Raw genomic sequence first — 13698 nt, 5'->3', positions numbered from 1 at the left:
TAGGCGCCCTCCCCGTCATTGCGAGCGTAGCGAAGCAATCCAGACTGTCACCGCGGAAAGATTCTGGATTGCTTCGCTGCGCTCGCAATGACGAAAGAGAACCTCACTCCCCGATCAGCTGCAGCCACTCGTCCTCGGTCAGCACCTTGACGCCATGCTTGTTGGCTTCCGCGAGCTTCGAACCCGCGCCGGGGCCGGCGACGACGAGATCGGTTTTCTTGGATACCGATCCGGACACCTTTGCACCTAACCGCTCAGCGGTGGCCTTGGCCTCGTCGCGCGTCATCTTCTCCAGCGAGCCCGTGAACACCACGGTCTTGCCGGCGACGGCGGAGTTGCTCTTCGGCTTCTCGGCGTCGATGATCTCGACCTCCTTGGTCAGCCGCTCGACGATGCCGCGATTGTGGCTCTCGCCGAAATAATCGGCGATGCTCTTGATCACGGTCTCGCCGATCTGGTCGAGCGCATCCATCTCGGCCATCGCCTCCTCGTCGCCCTTGGCGACCTTGAGGCTGGCGTCGTGGAAGGCGTCCCATGAACCGTAGCCGCGTGCCAGCGCCAGCCCCGTGGTCTCGCCGACATGGCGCATGCCGAGCGCGTAGATAAAGCGCTCCAGTGCAATCTTCCGACGGCTCTCGATGGCGCTAAACAGATTGCGCACCGAGGTTTCGCCGTAACCCTCGATGTCCTCCAGCTTGAGTTTTGCGTTGCGCTTTTCCAGCGTGAAGATGTCAGCTGGCTCCTTCACAAAACCCTCGTCGAAGAAATACTGGAGCTGCTTCTCACCAAGACCGTCGATGTCGAAGGCACGCCGCGACACGAACAGTTTCAAATGCTCGATCTTCTGATAGGGACACGCGAACTCGCCGGTGCAGCGGGCGCGCGAAGCCTCCTCGCCTGCCGCGGTCTCCCCGCGCACCACATCGGTGTGCAGCGGGCACGGGCACTTCTTCGGGAACTCGAATTCCTTGGCAGCCTTCGGCCGCTTGTCGAGGACGACGTCGACCACCTGCGGGATGACGTCGCCGGCGCGCTGGATCACGACGGTGTCGCCGATCCTGATGTCGCGGCCCTCGCGCAGCACCTCGCCCTTGTTGCCGATGCCCTTGATGTAGTCCTCGTTGTGCAGCGTGACGTTCTGCACAATCACGCCGCCGACGCTGACCGGTTCGAGCTTGCCGACCGGCGTGAACGAGCCGGTGCGGCCGACCTGGATCTCGATATCGCGCAACACCGTCATGGCACGCTCGGCCGGGAATTTGTGCGCGATGCCCCAGCGCGGCGTGCGCGAGACGAAGCCGAGCCGTTCCTGCCAGTCGATGCGGTCGACCTTGTAGACGACGCCGTCGATGTCGTAGTCGAGTCTTGCGCGCTGCTCCTCGATCGATTGATGGAAGGCGAGCAGCTCCTCGACGGAGTGACAGAGCCTGGTCAGCGGGTTCGTCTTGAAGCCGCAGCGCTCGAACCAACCGATCATGCCGCTCTGCGTGCTCTCCGGCATCGCGCTCATCTCGCCCCAGGCATAGGCGAAGAAGCCGAGGGGGCGCGAGGCGGTGATGGTCGGATCCTTCTGCCGGAGCGAGCCCGCGGCCGAGTTGCGCGGATTGGCGAAGATGGTGTTGCCTTCCGCCTTCTGCCGCTCGTTGAGCGCAAGGAAGGCCTTCTTGGTCATGTAGACCTCGCCGCGGACCTCGCAGATTTCGGGGACGTTGCGGCCCTTCAGCCTCTCGGGCACGTCTTCGAGCGTGCGGATGTTGGCGGTGACGTCCTCGCCTTCCGCGCCGTCGCCGCGAGTCGCCGCAGTGACGAGTTCGCCGCCCTCATAGCGCAGCGACATCGAGAGGCCGTCGATCTTCGGCTCGGCGGAGAAATCGATCTTGTCGTCGTCGAGCTTCAGGAAGCGCACGATGCGGCCGACGAAATCGCGCAGATCCTCTTCCGCAAAGGCGTTGTCGAGCGACAGCATGGGAACGGAATGCCGCACCTTCTTGAAGCGGCCTGACGGTGCAGCACCGACTTTCTGCGACGGCGAGTCCGTGCTGACGAATTCCGGAAAGCGCTTCTCGATCGCGTCGAAGCGCTGGCGTAGCGCGTCATACTCGGCATCGGTGACGGTGGGCGCGTCATCCTGATAGTAGCGTTCGTTGTGCCCCTCGATCTCGAGCGCGAGCCGCATGTGCTCGACCTTGGCTTGCGCCTTGGTGAGGTCGGCGACGTCGCGAAGCGGTTTTGCTTTGGATTTTACTGCTCTTGTCATTGTACTTAGGGTTGTGTCTCGTCGTTCCGGGATGGTCCGAAGGACCAGACCCGGAACCTCGAGATTCCAGCTCACTCTTCGTGAACTCCCGAATGACAGTTGAGAAAGGCTCGGGAGTCATGGCGTATTACGTCTATATCCTAGCAAGCCGGCGCGACGGAGCAATCTATGTGGGCGTCACCAACGCCCTCACACGGCGCGTCTATGAGCATCAAATCAAAGCCGTTCCGGGCTTCACGGCGAAATACAACATCACGCGGCTGGTTTGGTTCAAGGCTTATGATGACCCAGTCTCGGCGATAATGCGCGAAAAAGAGCTGAAGAAGTGGAAGCGCGCATGGAAGATTCAACTGATCGAGAAAGACAATCCGAAATGGGATGATCGTTACGAGTCGATCTGCAATTAACTCCGTCATTCCGGGGGCCGGTCCGCAAGGCCGAACTCAAATCTCGAGGTTCCGGGTTCGATGCTTCGCATCGCCCCGGAACGACAAACCTAAGCCGTCGCCGCCTTGAGCAGCCGGTCCGCGGCAGCCCTCGCCTCGGCCGTGATCTCGGCGCCGGCGAGCATCCGCGCGATCTCCTCGCGGCGGTGGTCGGCGGCGAGCGCATTGACGCGGGTGGCGACGCGCTTGCCCTTGTCCAGTGCGTCCTTGGAGATCAGCAAATGCTGGTCGGCACGGGCGGCGACCTGCGGGGCGTGGGTTACGGCCATCACCTGGACCTTGCCGGCGAGCCGCGCCAGCCGCCCGCCGATGGCGTCCGCGACCGCGCCGCCGACGCCGGTGTCGATCTCGTCGAATACCAGGGTCGGCGCCGAGCCGCGGTCGGACAGCACGACCTTCAGCGCGAGCAAAAAGCGCGACAGCTCGCCGCCGGAGGCGACCTTCATCAGCGGACCCGGCTTGGTGCCCGGATTGGTCTGCACCCAGAACTCGACGCGATCGATACCTTGCGGGCCCGGCGCGGCCTCGTCGGTCTCCACCTGGGTCATGAACTTTGCGCGTTCGAGCTTGAGCGGCGCGAGCTCGGCATTGACGGCCTTGTTGAGCTTCTCCGCCGATTTCTGCCGCGCCATCGACAGCTTCTTGGCGGCCGCCGCATAGCGCGCATCGGCCTCGATCGCGGCCAGCTCCAGCTTCTTCAGCCGTGAGGCGCCGGCATCGATCAGAACGACATCGGCGGCATATTTGGCGGCGAGCGCAGCGAGCCCGTCCACCGGCGTCGAATATTTGCGCGAGGCGGCGCGCAACGCGAACAGGCGTTCCTCGATGCGTTCGAGCTCCAAAGGATCGAAATCGGTCGCGGCAAGCGCCGCCTGGAGATGCTGGTCGGCTTCCTCCAGCGCGTTGATCGCGATGTCGATCGCCTTCACCGCGGGCTCGACCAGTGCCGGCGAGTTGACGCCGCGACGTTCCAGCCGGCGCACGGCGGCCGCGAGTGCCGCAACCGGCGAATTGTGACCGCCGACGACCTCCTGCGCCTCGCGCAGGTCGGAGGCGATCTTCTCGCCCTGCATCATAGTGGTCCGACGGGATGCCAGCGAGGTCTCCTCGCCATCCTTTGGCGCGAGCTGCTTCAATTCGTCCGAGGCGTGGCGGAGGTAATCGGCTTCGCGCGCAGCGCGCTCCATGCCGACGCGATGCTCGTCCAGCGCGGTGTTGGCGGTGCGGCGAGCGTCCCAGAGCGCTTCGACCGCCGAGACGTCCTTTTCGAGACCGGCGAAGGCGTCGAGCAGGCGGCGGTGGGTGGCGGCATCGACCAGCGCGCGCTCGTCGTGCTGGCCGTGGATCTCGACCAGGGCAGCACCGACCGCCTTCAGCGTCTGCACGCTGATCGCCTGGTCGTTGATGAAGGCGCGGGTGCGGCCGTCGGCAAGCTGGACCCGGCGGAGAATCATCTCGCCGGTATCCTCCAGCCCGTTCTCCGCGAGGATCTTCGCCGCGGGATGATTTTTGGGGATATCGAACACGGCAGTGACCTGCCCCTGCTCCGCGCCGTGGCGCACGAGGCCGGCGTCGCCGCGGCCGCCGAGCGCCAACGCAAAGGCATCGAGCAGGATGGATTTGCCCGCACCGGTCTCGCCGGTCAAAACCGCGAGGCCCGGTGCGAATTCGATATCGAGCCGTTCGATCAGGACGATGTCACGGATCGACAGACGCGCCAGCATGGAACTCTATTTCCTAGCCGAGACCCATTTTCTTGAAGGTCTTGCTAATCCAGGACCCCTGATTCTCGCTCGGTTCGAGACCGCCTGATTTTACAAGATTATAGGCGTCCTTGTACCAGCGGCTGTCAGGAAAATTGTGCCCGAGCACGGCGGCGGCCGTCTGAGCCTCGCCGACGATGCCGATTGCCATATAGGCCTCGGTCAGGCGGTACAGCGCCTCCTCGACATGGCGGGTGGTCTGGTACTGCGTCACCACGGCCTTGTAGCGGTTGATCGCCGCCGTGTAGTCGCGCTTCTGCGCGTAGTAGCGGCCGACATTCATTTCCTTGCCGGCGAGCTGGTCGCGCGCACCCTCGATCTTGGCCTTGGCCGAGGTCGCATATTCGGACGTCGGATATTTGCGCACCACCTCTTCCAGCGAGGCGATCGCCTTCTCGGTGCGGGTCTGGTCGCGGCTGATGTCCGGGATCTGGTCGTAATGCGAGGCAGCGATCAGATATTGCGCGTAGGCCGCATCCGGGCTGCCGGGATGCAGCGTGACGTAGCGGGTGGCCGCGCCGATGCAACTATCATAATCGCCGCCCTGGTAGGACGCGTAGGCCGACATCAGCAACGATTTGCGGGCCCAGTCGGAATAAGGATGTTGGCGATCGACCTCTTCGAACTTCTTGTTCGCCGCCTTCATGTCCTTCTTCTCGTTCATGAGGTACAGGCCCTCATTGTAGATCTTGTCGGCGGGCTCCTCGACGAAGGTGTCGTCCTTGGCGGTGAACTTGTCCCAAAGCGCGCCGGTGCCGCAGCCGGCCAGCGGCAGCGCGAGCACGAAGAGAGCGACAGCCTGAAGCAGCCCACGGGCTCGAGACGAGACCTCTCGAGACAAAACCGGGAGATATCCGCGCGTCATACGCTGTGCCGACATGAGTATTGCCCTGACGCCCTGTGATGCGGTGTCCGCCAGCCCACGAACCCCGTCATGAGCGCGAATATAGCCGTGGTGCCTGCCGTGCAACCACGCCGGTGTAACCGAAAAACGATCTTCAACCAACCGGATAGGCAGGCATTCCGCCCGGATTAAGGCGAACGCGCCGCAATCCTAGCCGATCATCGTTACCAGGAGTTTCCCGGGAAAAGCCGCCGCCAAACACCCATGCAAATACCCATGGCAACGGGTCTCTTGAGGACCCGTCTCTGTTTAGGAAACGTCCGGCCCGTAGGCCGCGGCGACCCGGCCGCCGACGATGCTGCGACCGGTTTCGACCACCGGACGCGTGGTGCGGCGGGCTGCCTCGCCCTCGACCACCCGCCAGGCGGTGCGGTCGGCGAGCAGCGCGGTCAGGACCGCGTGGTTGAGCTTGTGGCCGCCACGTACCGAGCGGTAGGCGCCAAGCAGCGGCAGACCGGCCAGCGCGAGGTCGCCGATCACGTCCAGCACCTTGTGGCGGGCGCATTCGTCGGCGTAGCGCAGGCCTTCGGGATTGAGAAGGCGCTCGTCGTCGAACACGACGGTGTTGTCAAAGGACGCACCGCGGCCGTAGCCGGCGCCCCAGAGCCGCGCCTGATCGCACATCAGACCAAAGGTGCGGGCACGAGCGATCTCTCGGCGGAAGCGCTCCGGCGCCAGCTCGAATGCATAATTCTGCCGACCAATGACGGGATTGGCGAAGTCGATCTCGACCTGGACACGGAAACCATCGGCATAAGGCCGGATTTCGCCGAAGGAATCGCCAATCGCGACCGAGATCGGCTTGAGAACCTGAATGGAGCGGCGCTGCGCCGACTGGGTCACAATACCGGCCTGATCAATAGCAGCGACAAAGGCCGCCGCGCTGCCGTCCATGATCGGCACTTCCGCGCCGTCGACTTCGATCGTGGCGTTGTCCACGCCCATGCCGCGCAAAGCCGCCAAAACGTGCTCGGCAGTGGAGACAAGCGGTCCCTCGCTGTCGCCCAGCACGGTCGCCAGATCCGTCGCGACCACCTGCTCGGCGGTCGCCTGGACTTCGCGGTCGCTTCCCTCGAGCCCGGTGCGGACAAAAACAAAACCTGCGTCGACAGGCGCAGGTCCAAGCGTGAGAGTGACGGGAAGACCGGAATGAACGCCGACGCCTGCCACAGTGGCTTGCGCACGAAGCGTTGTTTGCCGGCTAAATTTCATCAGGAACCGCCCCACTACGACCATCGCGACTTATACTGAACCCGACTGACCGGCCAAGACCGCTCGTTCCGAATCCGTATCCCCAAGTCACGGCAAACCATAGTCACTGCCTCAAACAGCGCCAACTCACGCTTTTTTACCGATTGTTACCCCAAACCCGCCGTATTCGCGCCAAGGCTTAACCAAATTGGACCGGAGTTTGGGACCGTTTTCGGCAGTTTTACTGAACCATCGAATACGTAATTAATGATTTAAAATCAGTTGGTTGGCTACGCAATCCGGATATGCGCGGGACAAAAGGAAAGGTCCCGGCAAGCTTCCCGCCGGGACCTTTTTTCGTCTGCCTTATTGTAACAATCCTCAGGTCGCCTGCCGCCGCAGGAAGGCCGGGATATCAAGATGGTCGTCTCCCTGTGGCGCCGGCGCAACAGGCGCGGGACGGCCATGCATGTCCAGGCCCTGCGGCGCGGGACGACGGGCATACTCGGATACCGGCTCGGTGGACGCGATTTGCTGCGCCACGGTCTTCTGGGGCCGGCGATCGGGCAGCGGCGGCATCGCGGGACCGGCGGTGCGGGCAGCGATCGGCGCCTCGCTCTCCTCGTCGCGACGGCCGAGGCCGACATTGGCGAGGCGCTGGAGCAGCGACAGGCGGGTCTTCTGCGGGGTCTCTTCTTCCATCTCGCCGCGGGCCTGGCGAAGTTCGGCCTGGGCCGGCATCGGCAGCTCCTCGATACGCGGCATCCGCGGTGTGCGGACCGGCGCGCGCTCGGCCTGCGGCGGGATGAAGGTTTCCGGCGTCATCGGCTCATGCATGGCCATCGGCGCCTGCTCGGGCTCCGGGAACAGCGTGGGCTTCTGCGCGATCGGGCGTACGGTGACATCGCCATAGGTCTGCATCGGCGCGGGAGCCTGCGGGACGTCCGCAACGGCGGCGGCGATGGCGGCGAGCGCAGCGCGCTCGACGTTCGGACGCGGAGCCATGGGAGCGGCGGCGAACTGGCCCGGTGTGGCGGCCGGGACCTGCCCTTCAAGCTTCTGGGCGCGCTCGGCCATGCGCTGATTGTCGGCGCGCAGCCGTGCGGTCAAATCGGCAAGACGGTTCTCGGCAGCCGCGGCCGGAGCAGCGGGAGCCTGCTGCGCCTGCGGTGCCGCGTTCGCGACGGGAGCGCTGGTGGCCTGGCTGTTGCGGGCGATCGCGGCCTGCTCGATGCCGGTGGCGACGACCGAGACGCGGATCAGGCCATCGAGGGCTTCGTCGAAGGTGGCGCCGACGATGATGTTGGCGTCCTGGTCGACTTCCTCGCGGATGCGTGTCGCAGCTTCGTCGACCTCGAACAGGGTGAGATCCTTGCCGCCGGTGATGGAGATCAGGAGGCCCTTGGCGCCCTTCATCGATGAGTCGTCGATCAGCGGGTTGGCGATCGCAGCTTCGGCGGCGGTCAGCGCGCGCTTGTCGCCGGAGGCCTCGCCCGTGCCCATCATCGCCTTGCCCATCTCACGCATGACGGCGCGGACGTCGGCGAAGTCGAGATTGATCAGGCCTTCTTTGACCATCAGGTCGGTGATGCAGGCAACGCCCGAATAGAGCACCTGGTCGGCCATCGCGAAGGCGTCGGCGAAGGTGGTCTTCTCGTTGGCGACCCGGAACAGGTTCTGATTCGGGATGATGAGCAGCGTATCGACGACCTTGTGGAGCTCGTTGATGCCCGCTTCCGCGGTGCGCATGCGGCGGCCGCCTTCGAAGTGGAAGGGCTTGGTCACGACGCCGACGGTGAGGATGCCCATCTCGCGCGCGATCTTGGCGATCACGGGAGCCGCACCGGTGCCGGTGCCGCCGCCCATGCCGGCGGTGACGAACACCATGTTGGCGCCCGAGAGATGGTCGCGCAGCTCGTCCATCACCTCTTCGGCCGCGGCCGCGCCGACGACCGGCTGCGAGCCTGCGCCCAATCCTTGCGTCGCAGCCGTGCCCATCTGCACGATGCGCTGCGCCTTCGACATCGTCAGCGCCTGCGCGTCGGTGTTGGCGACCACGAAGTCGACGCCCTGGAGGCCCGCCGTGATCATGTTGTTGACGGCGTTACCACCGGCGCCGCCGACGCCGAACACGGTGATGCGGGGCTTCAGTTCGTGAATATCAGGAACATTGATGCTGATGGTCATGTTTGCCTCTCGATCACGCGCGCGTGGGTTCGCCCCGGCCGGCGGCCGCGGGAGTTGGTGAAAATCGAATATTGCGGGAAGGAGTCATCAGAAGCCCTCGCGTAGCCATCGTCCGACCTTTCCGAAATACCCGCCGGTCCCCGTCCTGACCTGCTGCCGCGTATGCCGCGGTTCGACATGTTCTTGGTGAACATATTGCGGGTAGACGAGCAGTCCGGCCGGCACCGCGAAGGCGGCGTTCTTCGCCTCGTTGGGCAGCCGGCCGAAACCGAGCGGACGTCCGACCCGCACGGGCCGGCCGAGAATCTGCGTTCCGAGCTCGACGAGACCAGTGAGCTGCGAGGCCCCGCCCGAGAGCACGACGCGGCCGTTGGGCTCCGAGGCGAAGGGCGAATCCTTCAGCTTGTCCCGAACCATTTCGAAGACTTCCTCGGCACGGTGCTTGACGATGTTGGCGATGGTAGCGCGGGAGACGATCTGCGGCAGATCCTGCTCGTCACCGGCTGTCGGTACAGACATCAGCTCACGCGAGTCCGATCCGCCGGTGATGACGGTCCCGTATAACGTCTTGATTCGCTCGGCATCGGCAATGGTCGCGGAGAGTCCGCGCGCCAGATCCATCGTGATGTGTTGCCCGCCGACCGCAAAACCCGCGGCATGCACGAAGCGCCCGCCGGAAAAGACCGCGATCGTGGTGGTGCCCGCGCCCATCTCGACCACGGCAGCGCCGAGATCGGCCTCGTCGTCGGTCAGCACCGACAGGCCTGCCACATAGGGGCTCGCCGCCATGGCTTCGACGTTGATGTGGCAGCGTTCCACCGCCAGCATCAGGTTCCGTGCCACGGTGGCGTCGCAAGTGACGACGTTCATGTCGACGCCGAACTGATGCGCAACCATGCCGCGGGGATCGCGGATGCCCTTGACGCCGTCGAGCGTGTAGCCGACCGGCAGCGCGTGCAGCACGGTGCGGCCTTCGCCGGTGGCGTGGCGCATGCCGGTGGAGGTGACGCGGCTGACATCGGCCGGCGTCACGGCACCGCCGCGGATGTCGGCCGCAGCTTCGACCAGCTGACCCGAGAGCCGGCCGCCGGAGACCGACAGCAGCACGGAGTCGACCCGCACCTTGGCCATTTTCTCCGCAAGCCCGACGGCCTGTCGCACCGCCTGCTCGCATTCGCCGAGATCGATCACGGCGCCGGCCTTCATGCCGCGCGACTGGATCTGGCTGTAACCGATCAGCTCCACCGCATGGGTCCGGTCGCGCAGGGCTTCGCTCGGCGCCGACGGCTTCAGCCGCGCAATCATGCAGGCGATCTTGCTGGTGCCGATGTCGAGGCAGGCGACGAGGCCGCCGCGCTTGTGCGGCATCGGGCGCGTCTTCGGTGTCTGGGTGCGATCAAGACCGGTCATGCAGCGTCCCCGGCCTTTTTCTTCTTCTTGTCTTTGAACAAATCGTCGCGCGCCTTGGCGGCGTCCTCGGACAGCTGCACCACCAGCCGATCAGGCAGGCGCAGGTCGATGGCGACGATGTCGCGGGAGAACAGCCTGTCCTCCTTGTCGAGCCTGGACAGCATCGCAAGCGCGTTACCGACGTCCTGCTCGGGCAGGCGGATGTCGAGGCCGTCCTTGAGCCTCAGGTTCCAGCGCCGCTCCCCGACGAAGATCGCGGCCTTGGTGATCGAATTGACCTGCGGATAGCGCGCCAGCAAAGCGAGGAAATCGCGGGCCTGCGTATCGGCGCCCTTGCCGACCACGAGCGGCAGCGACAGGAACCGGCGCGAGACATAGGGTTCGAGCACGGCGCCGTCGTCGGCGATGACGGAGAGCCGGCCGGCCTCCTGCCACAACGCGTACGCCTTGCGCTCGGTGAGCTCGATCATGAGCTGGCCCGGGTACAGCTTCAGCACGGTCGCATCCGCGATCCAGGGATTGGCCTTGAGCTTGTCGCGCACGGCGTCGGCGTCGAGGAATAGCAGCGAGGATCGGCCGCTGACGCCGCCGATCGCGAGGATCTCGTCCTGGCTGAGCTGCTTGCGGCCGTTGATCACGACGGAGGTGATGCGGAAGCCGGCGGAATTGGCCAGCGCGTTGCGGGTGTCGTTGACCGCCGTGATGAAATCCTGGAGATGGCCGCCCTTCACGATACCGAAGCCGCAGCTTCCGATCAGGAGCAGCACCGTCATGCTGATCCCGACCCGGCGCGGCAGATAGCGCTCGACCAGCGCGACCAATCGCGGCGGCGGCTCCCGCTCGACGACGGCTTTGGCCCTGGCCTTGTCCTTGGCGGCAGCACGCGCCCCTTGAAGCTTTTCCTGGCGCTTGTCCTGCACCCACTCGCGCAGAAGCACGACCGCTCCGATAGCGGCCGCCTTCAGGTCAGCTTGGGGCCTCAGCGATCTGAAAAGCGACCGAGTGAGGCTTCCTGCTCCATCCATTGCACGAGCTCGTCAACAGTTTGCCCGCGACATCGCGCGGGTCCTGGCGAACATGACGTCTCGGACTTACCGGGCCGGGTGCTGGTCTTCAGCAGAAGAAAACCTCTCCCCTTCAGAGCGTTCGCTGCAGGTGACGACACCCACAACAGTCCACGCGCCGGCAGCCAAAGCGTCATATGCGCCGCCAGCGTTAACCTTCGGACGTCCTGGTAAACAAAAGGTAAAGTTCGTTAACGGCGTGAACGTTTTGCCCAGGCCAGTGAGGCATTTATGCCGCAATGTCCGGCATTTTACCGGTTTTGGGTTCCAAAACCGGCCGTTTCGCCAGTTCGGCCGTTAACCAGTCCTAATTATTTTCGCACACCCCGCCCGGCGAGCTCGACCAGGCCGCGCAGGAAGTCGACGAACTCGATGCCCTCCGCCTTCAGCGCCTTGGGGTAGAGCGAGGACTTGGTCAGGCCGGGCAGCGTGTTGGTTTCGAGATAGACCAGCCCCTTGTCCGAGACGATGAAGTCCGAACGGGAATAGCCAGTGCAGGACATCGCCCGGTGCGCCAGCATCGCCTGCTCCTTGAGCGCGGCGGTAATCTCGGGCGCGAAACGGCCGGGGCAGATCTCCTGGGTCGTCGACAGCAGGTATTTTGCGGCGTAGTCGAAATTGCCCTCGCCCGGGATGATCTCGATCGGCGGCAACGAGATGATCGCCCCGTCCGTGCGCTCCAGCACGCCGCAGGTCGCCTCGACACCGGCGATGTAGGGCTCGATTACATACTCTTCGTGCTTCGCCGCGTTGCGGACGGCGACGAGATCCTGCCTGGCATTGACGAAGATCAGGCCGTAGCTCGAGCCGTCGCGCGCCGGCTTTGCGATCAGCCTTCCATATTCGGCGAAGGCTTCGTCGATGTTATCCAGCGCGACGTTGGCCGGCGCGGTCACGCCGCCGAGCGCGGCAAAATGCTTGGCCGCGACCTTGTCAAAGGCCAGATGCGAGGAGGCCGAGCCCGAGCCGGTAAAGGCCACACCCCGCGTCTCGCACATCACCTGCAATTCGCCGTTCTCGGCGCAGCCGCCATGCAGGCCGAGCACCAGCACGCGGCCTTCGGCCTTGGCTTGGTCGAGCGCCTGCGCCAGCGGGATGCCTGACGTGCCCGGCTTGAACTCGTCCTCGAACGGACGGGCATGTTCGAGCAGCTGTCTGGACTGCACGACATGCACCTTGTCCTCGACATCCCACCACCAGAGATCGGCCTCGGGCAGCGCCAGATGCAGTGCCTGGGCTGACGCGACCGAAACCAGACGTTCGCGGTTGGAGCCGCCGAAGAGGATGGTGATGCGCATGTTCTTTGGTCCGTCACCTGTCTGTGTTCGTCATTCCGGGGCGATGCGAAGCATCGAACCCGGAATCTCGAGATTCCGGGCTCTCGCTTCGCGAGCCCCGGAATGACACTCACGCGGACCTTCCGATCCGCTTGATTTCCCAGTGTAGCTCAATTCCGGAATTTGCCTTCACCCGATCGCGCACGGTCTCGCCCAGCGTCTCGATGTCGTGCGCGGTGGCATTGCCCGTGTTGATCAGGAAATTGCAGTGCATCTCGGAGACCTCGGCGCCACCGACGCGCAGGCCGCGGCAGCCGGCGGCGTCGACCAGCTTCCAGGCGGAATGGCCGGGCGGATTCTTGAAGGTCGAGCCGCCGGTCTTTTCGCGGATCGGCTGCGCGGTCTCGCGATGGGTTTGCACTTCCGCCATGCGCGCACGGATCGCCTCGGCGTCCCTGATCTCGCCGCGGAATCGCGCGGAGGTGAAGATGATGGAGGGATCGACGCCGCTGTTGCGGTAGATGAACTTCATGTCGGCATTGGAGAAGACGTGCTTCGCGCCGTCGCGCCCGACGCCTCGCGCCTCGATCAACACGTCCCTAGTCTCGCCGCCATTGGCGCCTGCATTCATGCGCAGCGCGCCGCCGATCGTGCCGGGAATGCCGAAGTAGAATTCGAGACCGCCGATATTGGCCGACGCGGCGACTTCCGCCACGCGCTTGTCGAGCGCGGCCGCGCCCGCGGTGACGACATCGCCGCTCGCGCTCGCCTCGCCGAATGCGCGCGGCGCCAGCCGGATCACCACGCCCGCCATGCCGCCGTCGCGCACGATCAGGTTGGAGCCGACGCCGACGACGTAGACGGGAATGTCGCTTGCGAGATGCGCGAGGAAATAAGCGAGGTCGTCCTCGTCCGCCGGCGTGAACAGCACCTGCGCCGGACCGCCGACGCGAAACCAGGTGAGCTCGGCGAGCGACTGGTTCGCCAGCAGCCGGCCGCGCAAATCAGGCATCGCAGCTTTGAGAGCGGGTGTGATGTCGGGAAAGCTCATGCTGCATCCTCAAGTGAGGAAGGCACAATCTCTCCGTTCCCTCCCCCCTTGCGGGGGAGGGTCAGGGAGGGGGGTAGCCACAGGCGCCGGCGCTCGTGGCCACCCCTCTCCCATAGCCGAAGCTTCGCTTCGGCGTCTCTTAAGAGGA

10 protein-coding genes are annotated in these 13698 nt (G+C 64.8%); 1 reads left to right on the top strand and 9 read right to left on the bottom strand.

The window, feature by feature from the left end:
- Positions 1–103: 103 nt before the first annotated feature.
- Positions 104–2257 (bottom strand): NAD-dependent DNA ligase LigA, encoded by a 2154-nt coding sequence (gene ligA, locus JQ591_RS17825; protein WP_211397325.1) that lies wholly within the window; start codon positions 2255–2257, stop codon positions 104–106.
- A gap of 119 nt (positions 2258–2376) precedes the next feature.
- Between ligA and JQ591_RS17820 the strand changes: the two genes are divergently transcribed.
- Positions 2377–2664, top strand: a complete 288-nt coding sequence (locus tag JQ591_RS17820; RefSeq protein ID WP_211397559.1) for a GIY-YIG nuclease family protein — start codon at positions 2377–2379, stop codon at positions 2662–2664.
- Positions 2665–2753: 89 nt separating this feature from the next.
- Here the strand turns inward: JQ591_RS17820 and recN are convergent, their stop codons facing one another.
- The 8 genes from recN to murB all read right to left on the bottom strand — a co-directional run bounded on the left by recN (position 2754) and on the right by murB (position 13550).
- Positions 2754–4427: a DNA repair protein RecN gene (gene recN, locus JQ591_RS17815; protein ID WP_211397324.1), complete on the bottom strand. Its 1674-nt coding sequence runs from the start codon at positions 4425–4427 to the stop codon at positions 2754–2756.
- Positions 4428–4440: 13 nt separating this feature from the next.
- Complete coding sequence (locus JQ591_RS17810) at positions 4441–5346, bottom strand: outer membrane protein assembly factor BamD (protein ID WP_211397323.1); 906 nt, start codon at positions 5344–5346, stop codon at positions 4441–4443.
- Between the two features lie 273 nt (positions 5347–5619).
- On the bottom strand, positions 5620–6582 hold the full coding sequence (gene lpxC, locus JQ591_RS17805) for a UDP-3-O-acyl-N-acetylglucosamine deacetylase (protein WP_211397322.1): 963 nt from the start codon (positions 6580–6582) through the stop codon (positions 5620–5622).
- Positions 6583–6942: 360 nt separating this feature from the next.
- A complete protein-coding gene (gene ftsZ / locus JQ591_RS17800; protein WP_211397321.1) occupies positions 6943–8748 on the bottom strand; it encodes a cell division protein FtsZ in 1806 nt (601 codons plus the stop codon).
- Positions 8749–8835: 87 nt separating this feature from the next.
- Positions 8836–10158 (bottom strand): cell division protein FtsA, encoded by a 1323-nt coding sequence (ftsA, locus tag JQ591_RS17795; RefSeq protein ID WP_211397320.1) that lies wholly within the window; start codon positions 10156–10158, stop codon positions 8836–8838.
- Complete coding sequence (locus JQ591_RS17790; RefSeq protein WP_211397319.1) at positions 10155–11183, bottom strand: cell division protein FtsQ/DivIB; 1029 nt, start codon at positions 11181–11183, stop codon at positions 10155–10157. Before JQ591_RS17790 ends, ftsA begins: the two co-directional genes overlap by 4 nt.
- Before the next feature lie 350 nt (positions 11184–11533).
- Positions 11534–12520: a D-alanine--D-alanine ligase family protein gene (locus tag JQ591_RS17785; RefSeq protein ID WP_211397318.1), complete on the bottom strand. Its 987-nt coding sequence runs from the start codon at positions 12518–12520 to the stop codon at positions 11534–11536.
- A 109-nt stretch (positions 12521–12629) separates the two neighbouring features.
- Entirely contained in the window at positions 12630–13550 is a 921-nt protein-coding gene (gene murB / locus JQ591_RS17780; RefSeq protein ID WP_211397317.1) for a UDP-N-acetylmuramate dehydrogenase, read from the bottom strand.
- Between the last annotated feature and the right edge of the window lie 148 nt (positions 13551–13698).

It is taken from the genome of Bradyrhizobium canariense (assembly GCF_018130465.1).
GTDB lineage: Bacteria > Pseudomonadota > Alphaproteobacteria > Rhizobiales > Xanthobacteraceae > Bradyrhizobium > Bradyrhizobium canariense_C.
The sequence above is the reverse complement of the archived record's forward strand: the minus strand, read 5'-3'. Positions and strand labels throughout refer to the sequence as shown.